This is a genomic window from uncultured Dialister sp. (genome assembly GCF_900538805.1).
Taxonomy (GTDB): domain Bacteria; phylum Bacillota; class Negativicutes; order Veillonellales; family Dialisteraceae; genus Dialister.
Window position 1 is genome coordinate 22968 of sequence record NZ_UPZP01000010.1, and the last position, 16147, is coordinate 39114.

Below are 16147 nucleotides of genomic sequence, written 5' to 3' on the forward strand. Positions count from 1 at the left end.
ATGTATTTTTATCCAATACTGCGTCATCAGTCTCCTTAAATAGCTCGCTATTCGCGTCGACTGATTCCTTGTATTGAATAAAAATACAAGAATGAAATTCGATAACGATTTAATCAGCGCTTCCCTAGAAAAGGTAAACAGAATTAAAGGAAACATAAACCATGGTAGTTATCTATGGATAACTCCATGGGGCCGTGTATAATTAAGGAAGCAGATTATCAGGAAAGGGCTGATTTCATTCTGTGAAATTAAAACAGTCTGAATGACGCATTCCTTTTCCGGAAACATATATGACCGGGGAGGTTTTTATGCAGCTTCCGATATTTCATTCAAAAAGAGCAAAGACCCTGCTTTGGATTTTCATCCTTATACTGATGCTGGCCGGTATTTATGCCTATACCCATCGAAGCCAGAGCAGTGCAGGCAAAGTATCCGCCCATCCCCTGGTGAAGGTGGAGAAAATGGAGAGAAAGGATATGATGAAGCGGGTGGTGCTGTCCGGAGAGACGGTGCCGAAGGAGTCCGTGGATATTTCTCCCAAGTACGCAGGGCGGCTGGACAAGGTGTATGTGGATTTGGGGGATAAAGTGACGAAGGGGGATATCCTGATTTCCCTGGATACGAAGGACATAACTTTGTCCATCGCCCAGAACCGGGCCGGCAGCGATGAGGCTTCCGCCGATGCTGTGGAAAGCAGGGCTTCCTATGATGCAGGCACCCTGAAGGCACAAAGCGACTATGACAATGCTCTTGCCACTTTTAACAGGTATGACACCCTTTTCCAGCAGGGCGCCGTTTCACGGCAGGAAAGGGATGACAAGTACCAGACCATGATGGAAGCCAGAGCTGCCCTTCAAAGCCTCACCGGACAGGACGTAGGCGGCGTGCCGGCGGTGATTGCCAGCAAGGAGGCCGCAGCGGCCAAGGCGGCGTATACCGTGGATTCCCTGGAAAGCCAGAAGGCGGATATGACCATGTATGCTCCGGTGTCCGGCACCATCGGCTATCGGGATGCGGAGGCAGGCGAATGGGCATCGGCGGGACAGAAGCTCTTAACCATTGTGGACAACAGTTCCCTCTACCTTGACTGCGCCGTGGCAGAGCAGGATGTGGGGGTTCTGAGAGAAGGCATGGATTTGGATATTTCCATCGACTCTTTGGGGGACAAAGTAAAGGGAAAGCTGATTTATGTGAGCCCGGCCCTGGACGCTGCCACCCATTCCTACAAGGTCCGCATCCTGCTGGACGGCGGTGAAAAGAATCTTCGCGGCGGCATGTTCGGCCGAAGTGAAGTGATGGCGCTGGAAAGAAAGAATGCCATCTTTGTGCCCAAGGAAGCGGTATTGGAAAATAATGGCAAAAAGTGGGCCTTCCTCATTGACAGCAGCCGCAAAGTGAAAAAGGTGGAGGTCACCACAGGCCTCTACAATGATGATTTCGTTGAAATTCTCTCCGGCATTTCCGAAGGAGACAGTGCGGCGGTGACGAATATTTCCAAGCTGAAGGACGGCATGACGGTGGATGTGGAGGAAACGACATGAATCGGTTTAACATGACCCGCTACTCCGTCACCCATCCGGTGGGCATCCTCATGATCGTCCTCTTCTTCGTCACTTTGGGGCTCTACAGCTACTACCGCATCGGTGTGGAGCTGTATCCGAAAATCAATACGCCCTATGTGGTGGTAAGCGTGACCTACAGCGGCGCCGATGCGGAGTCCGTGGAGCAGCAGATTACAAAGCCCGTGGAAGATGCCCTTTCTTCTGTTTCCAATGTGAAGCATATTACGTCCAAGTCAAAAACCGGGAAATCCCAGGTGACCCTGGAGCTTAATTTCGACGCCGACGTGGATGCGGCAGCCGTGGATGCTTCCCAGAAGGTGAATGCCATCAGGAAAAGCCTTCCTGACGATGCGGATGATCCGGTGGTGGAAAAGAGGGATATGGACGCGGCCCCCATCCTTGACCTGGCCCTGGTTTCGCCGCATCCTTTGGATGAAATGTATTCCCTGGCCCAGAACACCTTGACCAATGATTTCACCAAGGCCGACGGCGTGTCGGATGTGGAGCTTTCCGGCGGCAGGGACCCGGAAATTGCGGTCAAAATAGACCGGGACCGGCTGGCGTACTACGGCATTTCCATGAATGATGTTATCAACGCCCTGAAAAGGGAAAATAAGCTGGCCCCCTCCGGCTCCTCCTACACCGACCGGCGGCAGACCCAGATTCGCCTGAGTGCCCAGTACCACTCGGTGGATGACATCAAGAAAATCCACCTCACCGCAGGAAGCGAGGAATCCATTCCCATCACCGCCCTGGGGGATGTGGTGCGGCAGGATAAGAAGGTGTCCCGCTATGCCCGGATTAACGGCCAGGACGCCGTGGGCATATCCATTTACAAAAACAGCGACGCCAACCTGGTTTCCACGTCCGACGCCGTTATGACGGTGCTGGACCAGCTGCGGCAGGAATATCCGGACTATCAGTTCATCGTGGTCAACGATTCCGCCGCCTACGTAAGGACCGCCCTGCATAACACCCTGGGCACCCTGGTGGAAGGCCTTTTCACCACCGGCCTGGTGCTGTTCCTCTTCCTTAGGGGCTGGCGCTCCGCAGCGGCTGTGATGATTGCCATTCCGACCTCCCTCATTGCCTCCTTCTTTGCCATGTATATGGCGGGATTTACATTCAACATGATGTCCCTCATGGGCATGACCCTATGTATAGGCATTCTGGTGGATGATTCCATCGTGGTTCTGGAAAATATCCACCGCCATCTGGCGAAGGGGGAGAGCCCGGAAGAGGCGGCGGTGAACGGACGTATGGAAATCGGTATGGCAGCCATTGCCATTACCATCTGCGACGTGGTGGTGTACCTGCCTATTGCCTTCATGACCAGCATGACCGGGCAGTTCTTCCGGCAGTTCGGCCTCACCATCGTTTTTGCGTCCCTCTTTTCCCTTTTCATTTCCTTCACTTTGACCCCCATGCTGGCGTCCCGCTTCTTCCGGGAAGGTCTCAAGGTACCGGATACGAAGCTCTGGCGCACCATGGATCGCATAGAAAACAGCATCCAGGATTTCTATGCCGAAGCCCTCCACTGGAGCTTCTTCCATAAGAAAAAGCTTTTTGCCGGTGTGGCCCTGTCCCTTATCATCTTTACCGCCATGGTGCCCCTGGGCATTATCGGCAGGGAGTACATGCCCCGCACCGATGAAAGCGGCTTCAACGTGCAGATCAAGCTTCCCACCGACGCCAGCATCGAGCGTACCGACGCCGTCATCACCAAGCTGGAGGAGTATCTCTCCCAGGTGCCGGAGGCCAAGTACTACATGGCCATGGTGGGAGGTGGGAACGGCGTCAATTCCGGCCGTATCCGGGTTTCCCTGGAAGACAGGCAGGACCGGAACCGCTCCATATGGGAAATCACCGATGAAATGAGAAACTGGATTTCCAAAAACATCCAGGACGGCGATGTAAGAATCAAGGAAGACCAGGCCTCCGTGTCCGGCACTTCCGGCGGCGGTCTGGGCCAGGGCGGCGGCGCCTTCCGTCTGGAACTCCGGGGCAATAACATGCAGGATCTGATTCAGGCCTCTGAAATGGCACAGGATATGCTGAAGAATGGAAATTACGGCGTCACCGATATCAGCTCCACCTACCAGGAAGGGCTGCCGGAGCTTTCCATCATTCCGGATCGGGAAAAGCTGAAATACTACGGCGTTACTGTCGGAAGCCTCTACGACACCCTGTCTTCTGCCATCAGCGGCAGCGGAGGCGGCGTCCTTCCCAACGACGTGAAGAACAGCGGCAACGATACGGATATCAATGTCTATTTCAACGGCGGCGAATCCTATAAAAAGTCGGACCTGGCAGTGATTCCCATTGAAACATCAAAGGGCATTGTCCATATATCCGACGTGGCGCAGATTAAGGATGAAGAAGGACCCATTACCATCAACCGCACCGACAAGCAGCGGTCCATCATCATCGGCGCCAATCCCGGCAGCCGGCCCTTAAGCCAGGTCATCAGCGAAGTGACCAATGGCCTCAATAACGCCGGTCTGCCCAAGTCCGTGAGCTTCCGCTTCTCCGGACAGGCGGACAGCATGAACCAGAGCTTCACGGAACTGCTGGCGGCCCTCCTCATGGGCATGGTGCTGGTGTACATGGTCCTTTCCGTACTCTATGAGTCCGCCAAGACATCCTTCATCCGCATGTTCTCCCTGCCCTTCGGCCTCATCGGCTCCCTTTTCTTCCTCTTCCTCATGAACGATTCCCTGAATATTTACTCCATGATCGGTATCATCGTCATGGACGGCGTGGTGGCCAAGAACGGCACCCTCCTTCTGGACTATACCCTGACCCTCATGCATACAAAGGGCATGAATCCAAAGGACGCCGTCATCGAAGCAGGCAAAACAAGGCTCCGTCCTATCCTCATGACCACCTTCACCATGATTGTGGGCATGATACCTACGGCCCTGGCAGTGACAGCGGGATCCGAAACCAGAAGCTCCATGGCCTGGGTGATTATCGGCGGCCTTCTGACCTCCACCATCTTTACCCTCCTTGTGATGCCCATGATTTTCCTCTTCTTTGAAAATCACTCCCTCCTTCATTTCCTGAAACGGAAAGAGGCAGGGAAATAGAAAATCAAAAATCCCGGGAAATGCACTCCCCGGGATTTTCTATTTCCTAAAAAAGCAGACTTTACAAAATCTATATAGAAATTTTTCTATTTATATAGTATAATAAAAGAATCAGAATCCATATTTTAGAAATCAGGTGAACTATGCACATTTTTATGACCAACGATGACGGCTTTGAATCTCCCGGACTGATTGAAATGGCAAAGAAACTCTCCCGCCTGGGCCGGGTCACCGTGATTGCTCCCAACCGGGGAAGAAGCTCCTGCTCCTCCTCCCTGTCCCTGCAGACCTATCTTCGTATGTGGCACAAGGAAAGCTACGGCGAAAATATTTCCGTCCTCTCCTGCAACGGCACCACCGCCGACTGCTGCAAACTGGCCCTGGAACACTGGCTTAGAAACGACATGCCGGACCTGGTGGTGTCGGGCATCAACAACGGCTACAACAGCGGCACCGACTGCCTTTACAGCGGCACCGTGGCCGGCGCCCTGGAAGGGGCGGTGTTCGGCATCCCGTCCATTGCCATTTCTGCTGAAACCATAAAGGATAAGGATTTCCTTGAAAAGGCATCCTCCTTTGCCTATGAAATCGTGAAGAAATATTTCGTAGATGAAAAATACAAAGGCACCTTAAGCCTGAACATGCCTAAAGAGGGGAAAGAACTTTCCTTTGAAAATCTGAAAGTGGCAAAGCTGGGCGTGCAGCGCTATGAAAATGCCATTCGTGAAATGAAGGACCCCTCGGGACACCTGGGCTTCTGGCTTTCCGGCAAAATGCTTCCCGACGCAGCGCCGGACACCGACGTTTTCTGGATTCACCGCGGCTATCCTACATTGACGCCGCTTACCTGGAATATGACAGACTGGGACGCTTTGAAAAAGGTAAAGAATTCCATAAAATAGAACCAATAAAAAAACAGCCCTCAGGCTGTTTTTTTATTGAATTGATCACTCTTCCCAAAGCTTTGGCAGGCACGGTTCCACCTGCACCCCTTCCCGGTAATCACTGCCCTGGTCATAGGTGTATTCAATGGCGTAGGAAAGGAAGGATGCCGCTTTCTTTACGGCGTCGGCCAAACTCTTCCCCTGAAGGAGGGAGCCCGTCACCACACTGGTGAAAAGATCGCCGGTGCCGCAGGTGGCAAAGGGAATGCGCTGCACCTTGTAATCGGTGTAGGTGCCCTCATTGGCATCGAAGCAGGCAATGCGGATGGTGCCCTTATCCGACGGCACGCTGGTAATCACCACCTGCTTGGGCCCTTTGGCGGTCAGGTCATGGGCGATAGAAAGAAGGGCATCGGTGGTAACCGGCTTGTCGTCATAGGGACGGTCCGTCAAAAGGCAGGCCTCCGTGTAGTTCGGCGTTACCACCGTGGCGGCGCCGATGAGTTTCTTCATTTCCGTCACAATGTCCGGTTTGAAAACGGGATAGAGCTTTCCATCATCCGCCATGGCCGGGTCCACCACCACCAGCGTATCCTTTTTTGCAAAACGGGAAATGGCGTCAAGGACGATACCAATCTGCCCGGCATCTGCCAGAAAACCGCTGTAAATGGCGTCATAGGAAAATCCCAGCTTCTGCCATTTGTCCATGAATTCCTTCATATGAGGCGTGAAATCGGAAAAAGTGAAATCACCGTAGGTGAGATTATTGCTGAAAATAGCGGTGGGGAAGGGGTTCACCTGGAAACCCATGGCAGAAATCACCGGCAGCGCCGCAGTGAGAGAGCAGCGCCCAAAGGCACATAAATCATGAATAGCGAGAACACGTTTAGTAGACATAGGAATCCTCCTCTATGATGGGAAATTGACTGCATATCAGTTTTCCTGTAATAAACTTATTCTACTCCGCCGCTGGTACTGCGTAAATTGCCAATTTATGAATAAAAGATATGACCAGGAGGCGGCTGTCGGCTGTCCGCTATCTGCTGTTCGCTATCCGCTGTCGACTGTCGGCTATCCGCTATCCGCTGTCGGCTGTCGGCTATCCGCTGTCCGCTATCCGCTATCCGCTTTCCGCTTATCGCTGTTCGCTTATCGCTGTTCGCTTATCGCTGTCAGCCTTCCCGCCTGCCACCGTCATCCTGAGCGAAGCGAAGGATCTCGGTAAGAATTGCATATGAGTGAAATGCCGTTAAATACCAGGAAAGAAGTGAAGTACCGGAACCCGGCATGAATAACCATGGTTTTCAATTACGGCAGGTACCGAGATTCTTCGCCGGCGTTCAGAATGGTTGGTGGGCCAACTAAAAGAAAGGCCCTTTAATGGGCAGGTTAAGGGCCAACTTTGGCCGACTCGCACATTCTATGCAGAATGCGCGCAGAGTCCGTCAGGAAGTCCCGTAACGCTGACTTCATACTCATCGCCGTAGGCGATACAACAACCCTTTGAACCTTAAGAACCTTTTGAACCTTCTGAACCCGGCCGCGAAGCGGCCATGATCCCCTTGACAGGGGACCCCAGGGGGGTGTAGTATTATAGCCGTTACAGATAAAAGATAAGAGTTCTCAATAAGCGAGGTCATGATGAGCGAAGAAAAAGAACAGGAAAGCTGCGAATGCCGACATACCCTTCGGACGGACCGAGAAAGGAAGGTCCTTCTCACCCGGCTGAAAACGGTGGAGGGGCAGATTCGAGGCATTGAAAAAATGGTGGAAAACGACGCCTACTGTCCTGACATTGTGATGCAGGTGTCTGCCGTTACCAATGCGCTGAACAGTTTCAACAAGATCCTCCTTGCTGCCCATATCCGGGGCTGTGTCACCGAAGACATCCGGGAAGGAAAGGAAGACAAGGTGGACGAGCTCTGCAGTATGCTGCAGAAGGTGATGAAATAAAAATTTCATCGGTCATATCATGAAAGATGGTGATTCAATGAGTGAGAATAAATGCCAATACGTGGTGACCGGCATGACCTGTGCCGCCTGCCAGGCCCATGTGGAAAAAGCGGTGAGCAAAGTACCGGGGGTGGACAAGGTGACGGTATCCCTCCTCACCAATTCCATGGCCGTAGAAGGAAGCGCACCTGCCTCGGACGTGGTGAAGGCGGTGGAAAAGGCAGGCTACGGCGCCAAACCCATGGGCGCCTCCGAGAGGGGCATGTCCAAACTGGAAGCGGAAAAGGAGGCTTTGGAGGACCATGAAACGCCGAAGCTGAAAAGAAGGCTTCTCCTTTCCATCATTTTCCTTTTCATCCTCATGTACTTTACCATGGGCCACAACATGCTGGGATTTCCGGTGCCCTCTTTCCTTGACCACAACCATTTGGGCATTGCTTTAACGGAAATGATTCTGGCCCTCATTGTGATGGCAGTGAACCATGCCTTCTTCACATCGGGGTTCAAATCCTTTTTCCACGGCAGCCCCAATATGGATACCCTGGTGGCCCTGGGCTCCTCTGTTTCCTTCGTGTGGTCCCTCTACGTATTCTATAAGATGACCTGGCTCATAACGGAAGGGGCGTCCAATATGGATATTATGCCTCTGTACCATGACCAGCTTTACTTTGAGTCCGCCGCCATGATTCCGGCCCTCATTACTGTAGGGAAACTCCTGGAGTCCATTTCCAAGGGACGTACCACCGACGCATTGAAGAGCCTTATGAAAATCGCACCGAAAACGGCGCTGGTGGAAAGGGAGGGAAAGGAATCCCTCATTCCCGTGGAAGAAGTGCGGGCAGGAGATATATTCATCGTGAAACCCGGCGAATCGGTGCCGGTGGACGGTGAAATCCTGGATGGTGAAACGGCGGTGGACGAGTCCGCCTTAACCGGCGAATCGGTGCCGGTGGACAAGAAACCCGGCGATTCGGTGAGCGCCGCCACCATGAACACCAGCGGGTATATCCGCGCCCGGGCCCTTCGGGTAGGGGAGAACACCACCTTCGCCCAGATTATCCGCATGGTCAGCGATGCTGCTGCCACCAAGGCTCCCATCGCCCGCATTGCGGACAAAGTATCGGCGGTGTTCGTTCCGGCGGTGATTCTCATTGCCATCCTTGTATTCATTCTTTGGACCCTGCTGGGCGCTCCTGTTTCCACGGCCCTGGAATACGCCATCTGCGTCCTCGTCATTTCCTGCCCCTGTGCCCTGGGTCTGGCAACACCGGTGGCCATTATGGTAGGCAATGGCATGGGTGCTAAAAACGGCATCCTCTTCAAAACCAGCGAAGCCCTGGAAAATGCAGGGAAAATCAATATCGCCGTCATGGATAAAACCGGCACCATTACGGAAGGAAAACCGGAGGTCACCGATATCATTCCGGCAGAAGGAGTCTCGGAAAAGGAACTTCTGGAAAAGGCCTACGCCCTGGAAGTGAAATCGGAGCATCCCCTGGCGCAGGCAGTGGTGAATGATGGAAATCGGAAAGGTGTGAAAGCCCTTCCTCTCACCGACTTCAGAATCCTCTCCGGCCATGGACTGGAAGGCAGCCTTGGAGGAAAGAAACTCCACGGCGGCTCTTCCTCCTATATTTCCACTTTGACCTCCATCAAAGAACTCAGGGAGAAGGCGGAAACCCTGGCGGAAGAAGGAAAGACGCCCCTCTTCTTTGAAGAGGATGGCAGACTGCTTGGTCTCATTGCGGTGGCCGATGTGATTAAAAAAGACTCTCCCAAGGCCATCAAAGAACTTGAGGCCATGGGCATCCAGGTGGTCATGCTCACCGGCGATAATGAAAAAACCGCCGCTGCCATTGCCAAAAAAGCCGGCGTGGACCATGTAATTGCAGGCGTCCTTCCTGATGGGAAAGAAGAAGTCATCAGGAAGCTTCAGGCCTATGGAAAGGTGGCCATGGTGGGCGACGGCATCAATGACGCCCCGGCCCTGGTGAAAGCGGATACGGGCATTGCCATCGGCGCCGGCACCGACGTGGCCATCGACTCCGCCGACATTGTACTCATGAACTCCCGCCTCACCGACGTATCGGCGGCAGTACGCCTTTCTCGAGAGACACTGAAAAATATTCACGAAAACCTTTTCTGGGCCTTCGCCTACAACGTGCTCCTCATCCCCATGGCCGCCGGCCTCTATCCCGGTATCCGCATGAATCCCATGTGGGGCGCCGCCGCCATGTCCCTCTCCAGTTTCACCGTCTGCATGAACGCCCTCCGGCTGAACCTCTTCAACCTCCGGAATGCATCCAGCGATAGAAAGAAAAAGATGGTCACCATTCCGGACTGGAAAGCAATTTCCGGAAAACCGAAGCCTGCAGAAGAAAAGAAAGAAGGAAACAGGGCGGAACTCTTGGTGGAAGGCATGATGTGCGAAAACTGCGAAAACCACGTGAAGAAAGCACTGGAATCCCTGCCCTTCATTACCAGGGCACAGGCGGACCACAAAACAGGCCGCGTGTCCATTACATACAGCTCACAACCCGACGAAGCAGCCATGAAAGAAGCGCTGGCCAAGGCGGATTATGAATATAAAGAAATCATATTTCCAAAGGAGGAAACAAACATGAAAGAAACAGTTAAAATCGAAGGTATGATGTGCAATCACTGCGAAGCCACCGTCAAGAAAGCCCTGGAAGCTCTGGACGGTGTGGAAAAGGCGGACGTATCCCACGAAAAAGGCACCGCCGTCCTCACCCTGGACAAGGCAGTGGCCGATGGAGACATCAAAAAGGCCATCGAAGACAAGGACTACACCTTCGTGGGCATTGAAAAATAAGGAAATCCAAAAAGCCGTGAAGCGGGAAACCGCTTCACGGCTTTTATTTTGGAAAAATAAAAACCAGCCTGCATAAAGGCTGGTCTTTGTGGTGCCGGAGGCGGGACTTGAACCCGCACGATGTTGCCATCGCCAGATTTTGAGTCTGGTGCGTCTGCCATTCCGCCACTCCGGCATATCGGTAATTATTTTATCATACGGAATCATGTATCGTCAATGAAAAAGTGGGAGATAAGTGGGGAGCGGGACAGGGAATTAGGGGATTGGGGTTAGCACTGCGGCATGTGATGAATTGTAAGCTCTCTTTTCTCAGGAAGAAGATGGGTGATAGGGTTGAGGAACACCGAATTCCCGCCGATTGGTATTTAACCATGTTTCTGACACTTACGATTCTTACCGAGATTCTTCGCCTACGGCTCAGAATGACGATGAAGGCGGGAAGGCAAGGCGCGTAACGTCTTCTGTCGTCTGATTTCTAACTTCTATCGTCCACTCCACGCCCCTATCCTCCGTCGCCTGACGGCGCCCCCCTTCCTGTGGAAGGGGGCTCTGGCTCTTCGTCATGCAGCACTGGTGAAACAAAAGTAAATCCCGTAACGTAAGGCTCCTTCCTCAGGAAGGAGCTGGGCGAAGCCCTGAGGATAGGTCCGAATCTTTTTAGCAAAGGACCTGACGCTCCTATCCTCCGTCGCCTGCGGCGTGCACAGCGAACATGATTTGAAGGAGCGATAGCGACGCGCAAATCATAGTGAGTCGTTTCCCCTTTAGGGGCCACCCCCTTCCTGTGGAAGGGGGCTTTAACTCTACGCCATGCGGCAATGAAGACGTAAAGGGCACGCACGTAACGTCTGGCGCCCCTTCCCGCCGACTGGCATTTAACGGCTGCTGTGCCACTAACGTCATGCACCGAGATTCTTCGCCCGGGGTAAGAATGACGAGTACGGCGGGAAAGGGACCGCGAAGCGGTATACATACTCATCGCCGAAGGCGATACCTTCCCCCTGAGCGCAGCGAACACAACCTTTCTACACAACCTGCCGCCGTTAGGCGGCCACAACCTTCAGCCGCGCAGCGGCTGTCAACCCTTCCCCTCTGAACCTTTTTCTATACTATTACTTCAATTCCGCTGTGCAGTGAGGGCAGCGGGTAGCGTCGTCGGCGATGACTTCTTTGCAGTAGGGGCACTTTCTTGGTTCCTTGGCCGGTGCTTTTGGGAAGAAGCGGTTAATCTGCTTCACCACGATGAAGATGGCGAAGGCCACGATGAGGAAGTCGATGACGTTATTCAGGAACTGGCCGTAGGCAATGACGGGGATTCCCATTTCCTTGGCTTCCGCAATGGTGGAAACCGGCACACGGGACAGGGGGAGGAAAAGGTTGGAGAAGTCGATGCCTCCCAGAATGTATCCCAAAGGCGGCATGATGATGTCGCTGACCAGGGAGGAAACGATCTTTCCGAAAGCGGCCCCGATGACAACGCCCACTGCCATGTCTACCACATTGCCGCGAAGAGCAAAATCCTTGAATTCTTTGAGCATACCCATGAAATAGAAGCTCCTTTCTCATGAAGAGAATACCGTTTGAAATACTTATCCCACTATATCACAGTTTCCACCGGAAGCACAACAGAATTTTGAACGGAATTTCCTCTTTTTCCTCTTTTCCGCCATGCCTGTAATAATGACTATTAGTCATATCTAATCAAATAGTTATGCCGATTTCACAAGAATGTATCTGCCTAACCCTAAAGGCGATATAATATATATGGAATTAAAATTGAATGAGGGCCGGCCCGGATGCCGGGAGCTGGGGAATCCCCGGGGCCGGAAGCTTTGTTGAAAAGGAGGAGATTTTCATGTTCCGTTTTACACTGCCAAGAGATATTTACGTAGGCTATGGGGCCATTGAAAAGCTGGCTGTGCTGAAGGGCCATAAGAAAGCTTTTATCTGCACCGGAGGCCATTCCATGCGCCGGGGCGGTTTCCTGCAGAAAGCAGAAAAGGTGCTGCAGGATAATGGCCTTAAAACCCGCATTATGGAAGGCATTGCTCCGGATCCCTCCATCGAGGCCGTCAAAGAAGGGGCCAGCGCCATGAGTGAATTCCAGCCCGACGTGATTGTGGCCATCGGCGGCGGCTCCCCTATTGATGCAGCTAAGGCCATGTGGGTTTTCTATGAACATCCGGAACTCACCTTCGATGACGTGAAGAAACCATTCTCCCTGCCGCCGCTCAGGCAGAAGGCCATTTTCGTGGCCATTCCATCCACTTCCGGCACCGCCACGGAGGTCACTTCCTTCTCCGTCATTACGGACTATTCCACAGGCATCAAGTATCCACTGGCCGATTTCAACCTCACCCCGGATCTGGCCATTCTGGACCTGGATATTCCGCTTACCATGCCGAAAAAGCTCACTGCCCACACCGGTATGGACGCCCTTACCCACGCCACGGAAGCCTACGTTTCCACCTGTGCCAATGGCTTCACGGATCCCCTGGCCAAGCAGGCGGTTTCTGACATTTTCGATAACATTCTGGAGTCCTATCACGGCGATAAGGAAGCCCGGGGCAAAATGCATATTGCCCAGTGCCTGGCCGGCATGGCCTTCTCCAACGGCCTTCTGGGAATCACCCACTCCCTGGCCCATAAAATCGGTGCCGTGTTCCACATTCCCCACGGCTGTGCCAACGCCATCCTTCTGCCCTATGTGATCCAGTTCAATAAGAAAGCCTGCATGGGCCGCTACGCTGACCTGGCCCGCGTGGTAGGTCTTCCAGGCCACACCGACGCCCAGCTGGTGCTGTCCTATGAAGACGCCATCCGCCGCTTCGACCGCATGATGGATATTCCTCTGTCCCTTAAAGATTACGGCGTTCCTGAGGAACTGTACCTGGAAAAGAAGGACTCCATCGCCCACAACGCCGTCCTCGACGCCTGCACCCCGGAAAATCCGCGGAAGGTGGACGACGAAACCATGGGCCGCATCCTGGAATGCGCCTACTACGGGAAACCGGTGACTTTCTGAGGAAATAGAAATTTCCAAGATAAAAAGCTTAGGAGCCAAAAGGCTTCTAAGCTTTTTTGGTGCGAGCGAAGGGACTCGAACCCTTATGCACAAAGCGCAGGATCCTAAATCCTGTGCGTCTACCAGTTCCGCCACGCTCGCATGGATAGATTCTATTATATAGGAGAACCCCGATTGGGTCAAGAAATCGGATGCCGTAAAAAGGGAAAAGAAAAACAGTTCCCGGATTTGGAGGAGGATGATAAAATAGATCTTTCTTGCTGGGGGGAACTGTTTTTGCCAATCATAAGAAACCGGCAGGCTTTCCTGCATCTCTATTGTACACCTTTTTTGAGAAAATTTATCAAAAAGTATGATAGTGTTTTTCTATAAACAGGTATAAATTTTTTGTCGGGGCGCCCGTCGGGCGCGCAAGGTTCTTAAGATTGACCGGCCTTTGGCCGGAGGGTTCTAAAGTTTGATGGGCCCTTCGGGCCCAAGGGTTGTGGTGGCGGCTTATGGACACGCCCTGATGGGCGTGAAGGTTCAGAGGGTTCAAAAGGTTCATAAGGTTCAAAGGGTGGTGGTATCGCCTTCGGCGATGAGTATAAAGACAGCGTTACGGGATTTACCTTGTGTCTCCTGTGCTTCATGGCGAAGTGAGAAAGCCTTCTTCCTCTGGAAGAAGGTGGCGCCGTAGGCGACGGATGATAGCGGCCTTTCGCAGAAAGGCCGAGGCCCTGAAAGGGCCTGATTTGGGACAAAAGTATCTTCCAAATATTCGGACCTATCCTCAGCCCTATCGGGCAGCTCCATTCCGGTCGGGCAAATAAAAGGAAGGCGATTCTAAATTTCTCGTTTCCCCTTGAGGGGAACGCCTCGAAGAGGCAAAGGGTGTACGAGGTTAAGAATGATGATGCTGCTCCATTGTTATCCTACGCAGGGCCAACTTTGCCCGACTTGGCAATCCTATGCAGGATTGCCACCTGAGGAAGGAGCCTTACGTTACGGAATTTACATTGGTGTCTCCAGTGCTGCATAACGTAGAGCAAAAGCCCCCTTCCACAGGCAGAAGTCCTGCAGAGGACTTCTGAGCCGGGCTATTATGTGAGCATAGCCTGCACATAAAGCGAACACCTTAATGCCCGGCCAGCGGGTGGCGCCGTAGGCGACGGAGGATAGGGGCGTGGATTAGACAATAGAAGTCAGAAATCAGACGTCAGACAGACCGCATTACGCACTAACCTTCCCGCCCCATCGTCATTCTGACCCCAGGCGAAGAATCTCGGTACGTGCCGATAGTGTCTCAAACTAGTCCACTAGCTCACCAGCACACCAGCCCCCCAGCCCACTAAAATTCACACTTTTATATCCCCTATGACGTCTGCCAGGGTGAAGGATGCCAGTTTTTCTTCCATGGCTTTCTGGGCTTCGTGGAGCCGGCCGTCCAGGGCACGGTGGATGTCTCTGCCCACGGGGCATTTGGGATTGGGGTGTTCGTGGAAGTGGAAGAGGCCTTCTTCTTTCAGATTTTCCGCCGTCTCATAGACATCAAAGAGGGTAATGTCCTTTGGCTCTTTGGCCAGGAAGGTGCCGCCGGTGCCGCGGTAGACGGTAATCATGCCTGCTCCTTTGAGGCGGGAGAGGAGACGGCGGATGATGACCGGATTCACTTCGATGCTTGCGGCCAGCACGTCGCTGGTGACTTTTTCCTTATGCTGGTAAAGAGCGATATAGGAAAGCATATGGATAGCAATGGTAAATTGACTGGAAATCTGCATGGTACCTCCTTGATTTCACAGAAACCTGTATTTTACATTTATCATAGCAGATTATCGGCATAAAAGTAAGGCGGGCACGGAGCCCGCCTTCTTGACAGCTTATGAAAGGAATCAATGAATCACTGCGAAACCGCCGGTCCAGGAAATCTTTTCCCTGGCTGCCAGGGAAATCTGCAGGAATCCCAGGGCTTCCATTTCACGGGCCCGTTTCAGGGATCCTGCATCCACTACGGAAAGGCCGCTTCCTTCCAGTGCTTCAGCCAGCTTTTTCTTCGCTTCTTCAGAGTCAGAAGCCGCCAGCACCACGGTGGGTTCCTTGCCGCCCACGCTGCCTGCTGCCAGGACACCGGCAAAGGTGGTATTGAAGGCCTTCACCACAAGGGCCTTTGGCACTTTCGTCTGGATTTCAGCGGCTGCGGAGGAGTCTCCCGGTACTACCAGACCATCGAAGGTGTCAAAGTTCACGGGGTTTGTAATGTCCACCAGCACTTTGCCTGCCAGTTCTTCCTTATGGGCGGAAAGGATGCTGTCTACGGCACCGTAGGGAACGGCCAGCACCACCACGTCGCCCAGGGGGTCCTTGAAATCGCGGCCTGCATAAGTGACTTTCTGTCCTGCCTTTTCAAAATTGCCGCCGATGGCTTTTCCCATATTGCCTTTGCCAAAAATTGTAATTTCCATGTGAATTCCTTCTTTCTGTAATCAATGAAATCAGCTTAGCTGTGCATTTGTAACCTTCTTCGTTACAAATACTATATCAAACATTTTCGTTCTTGTCAATTGCTATATCGAATTTTTTCATATTATTTTTGACAAATATAAAAGGCTGTGAGAAATGTAAATCATTTCTTCACAGCCCTTTTTACGCTTCGCCTATAGATTCAAAAAAATTCTCAAAATGACATTAAGCTGTTCTCCGAATTGTCATCTCGAGCGGAGCTGCATGTCGATATGAGGGCAAAGATATTTGGCTCTATTGAGACTCTGAGTCGAGAGATCTCCCGTCACAGTGTGGCTTGTCTCATTTTGGAGTGAGATTTC

Annotated in this window: 11 protein-coding genes and 2 tRNA genes; 7 read left to right on the forward strand and 6 right to left on the reverse strand. The window is 52.6% G+C overall.

Annotated elements, in window-relative coordinates; translation table 11 throughout:
- The first annotated feature begins 308 nt into the window (after window positions 1-308).
- The 3 genes from QZQ29_RS02075 (at window position 309) to surE (ending at window position 5553) form a co-directional block, all read left to right on the forward strand.
- Window positions 309-1541, forward strand: coding sequence for an efflux RND transporter periplasmic adaptor subunit (locus tag QZQ29_RS02075; RefSeq protein WP_296958987.1), 1233 nt, complete (start codon window positions 309-311; stop codon window positions 1539-1541).
- Window positions 1538-4651 (forward strand): efflux RND transporter permease subunit, encoded by a 3114-nt coding sequence (locus QZQ29_RS02080; protein WP_296958989.1) that lies wholly within the window; start codon window positions 1538-1540, stop codon window positions 4649-4651. Before QZQ29_RS02075 ends, QZQ29_RS02080 begins: the two co-directional genes overlap by 4 nt.
- Before the next feature lie 143 nt (window positions 4652-4794).
- The gene (gene surE / locus QZQ29_RS02085) at window positions 4795-5553 is read left to right on the forward strand and encodes a 5'/3'-nucleotidase SurE (RefSeq protein WP_296958991.1); all 759 of its coding nucleotides are present in this window, start codon (window positions 4795-4797) and stop codon (window positions 5551-5553) included.
- Between the two features lie 45 nt (window positions 5554-5598).
- On the opposite strand, the gene QZQ29_RS02090 is transcribed toward surE, so the two are convergent.
- Window positions 5599-6432, reverse strand: a complete 834-nt coding sequence (locus tag QZQ29_RS02090) for a pyridoxamine kinase (protein ID WP_296958993.1) — start codon at window positions 6430-6432, stop codon at window positions 5599-5601.
- 744 nt (window positions 6433-7176) lie between these two features.
- On the opposite strand from QZQ29_RS02090, the gene QZQ29_RS02095 reads away from it, so the two are divergent.
- Together QZQ29_RS02095 and QZQ29_RS02100 are read left to right on the forward strand one after the other, a co-directional pair.
- Window positions 7177-7488, forward strand: coding sequence for a metal-sensing transcriptional repressor (locus tag QZQ29_RS02095; RefSeq protein WP_296958995.1), 312 nt, complete (start codon window positions 7177-7179; stop codon window positions 7486-7488).
- A 37-nt stretch (window positions 7489-7525) separates the two neighbouring features.
- Window positions 7526-10321, forward strand: coding sequence for a heavy metal translocating P-type ATPase (locus QZQ29_RS02100; protein WP_296958997.1), 2796 nt, complete (start codon window positions 7526-7528; stop codon window positions 10319-10321).
- 89 nt (window positions 10322-10410) lie between these two features.
- Here QZQ29_RS02100 and QZQ29_RS02105 read toward each other — a convergent pair.
- Window positions 10411-10496: transfer RNA gene (locus tag QZQ29_RS02105), tRNA-Leu, on the reverse strand.
- A gap of 937 nt (window positions 10497-11433) precedes the next feature.
- On the reverse strand, window positions 11434-11865 hold the full coding sequence (gene mscL / locus QZQ29_RS02110; protein ID WP_296958999.1) for a large conductance mechanosensitive channel protein MscL: 432 nt from the start codon (window positions 11863-11865) through the stop codon (window positions 11434-11436).
- A 311-nt stretch (window positions 11866-12176) separates the two neighbouring features.
- Between mscL and QZQ29_RS02115 the strand changes: the two genes are divergently transcribed.
- Entirely contained in the window at window positions 12177-13346 is a 1170-nt protein-coding gene (locus QZQ29_RS02115) for an iron-containing alcohol dehydrogenase (protein ID WP_296959001.1), read from the forward strand.
- A 57-nt stretch (window positions 13347-13403) separates the two neighbouring features.
- Here QZQ29_RS02115 and QZQ29_RS02120 read toward each other — a convergent pair.
- Window positions 13404-13487, reverse strand: a tRNA-Leu gene (locus QZQ29_RS02120).
- A gap of 33 nt (window positions 13488-13520) precedes the next feature.
- Between QZQ29_RS02120 and QZQ29_RS02125 the strand changes: the two genes are divergently transcribed.
- On the forward strand, window positions 13521-13718 hold the full coding sequence (locus QZQ29_RS02125; RefSeq protein ID WP_296959004.1) for a hypothetical protein: 198 nt from the start codon (window positions 13521-13523) through the stop codon (window positions 13716-13718).
- 965 nt (window positions 13719-14683) lie between these two features.
- Here QZQ29_RS02125 and QZQ29_RS02130 read toward each other — a convergent pair.
- Window positions 14684-15106, reverse strand: coding sequence for an Rrf2 family transcriptional regulator (locus QZQ29_RS02130; protein WP_296959006.1), 423 nt, complete (start codon window positions 15104-15106; stop codon window positions 14684-14686).
- A gap of 111 nt (window positions 15107-15217) precedes the next feature.
- A complete protein-coding gene (locus tag QZQ29_RS02135; RefSeq protein WP_296959008.1) occupies window positions 15218-15787 on the reverse strand; it encodes an NADPH-dependent F420 reductase in 570 nt (189 codons plus the stop codon).
- Window positions 15788-16147: the final 360 nt, after the last annotated feature.

Coding starts and splice junctions, on each gene's coding strand:
- QZQ29_RS02130 (WP_296959006.1), bottom strand. CDS start 15,106: ATGCAGATTTCCAGTCAATTTACCATTGCTATCCATATGCTTTCCTAT.
- QZQ29_RS02080 (WP_296958989.1), top strand. CDS start 1,538: ATGAATCGGTTTAACATGACCCGCTACTCCGTCACCCATCCGGTGGGC.
- QZQ29_RS02095 (WP_296958995.1), top strand. CDS start 7,177: ATGAGCGAAGAAAAAGAACAGGAAAGCTGCGAATGCCGACATACCCTT.
- QZQ29_RS02100 (WP_296958997.1), top strand. CDS start 7,526: ATGAGTGAGAATAAATGCCAATACGTGGTGACCGGCATGACCTGTGCC.
- mscL (WP_296958999.1), bottom strand. CDS start 11,865: ATGGGTATGCTCAAAGAATTCAAGGATTTTGCTCTTCGCGGCAATGTG.
- QZQ29_RS02075 (WP_296958987.1), top strand. CDS start 309: ATGCAGCTTCCGATATTTCATTCAAAAAGAGCAAAGACCCTGCTTTGG.
- QZQ29_RS02135 (WP_296959008.1), bottom strand. CDS start 15,787: ATGGAAATTACAATTTTTGGCAAAGGCAATATGGGAAAAGCCATCGGC.
- QZQ29_RS02090 (WP_296958993.1), bottom strand. CDS start 6,432: ATGTCTACTAAACGTGTTCTCGCTATTCATGATTTATGTGCCTTTGGG.
- QZQ29_RS02115 (WP_296959001.1), top strand. CDS start 12,177: ATGTTCCGTTTTACACTGCCAAGAGATATTTACGTAGGCTATGGGGCC.
- surE (WP_296958991.1), top strand. CDS start 4,795: ATGCACATTTTTATGACCAACGATGACGGCTTTGAATCTCCCGGACTG.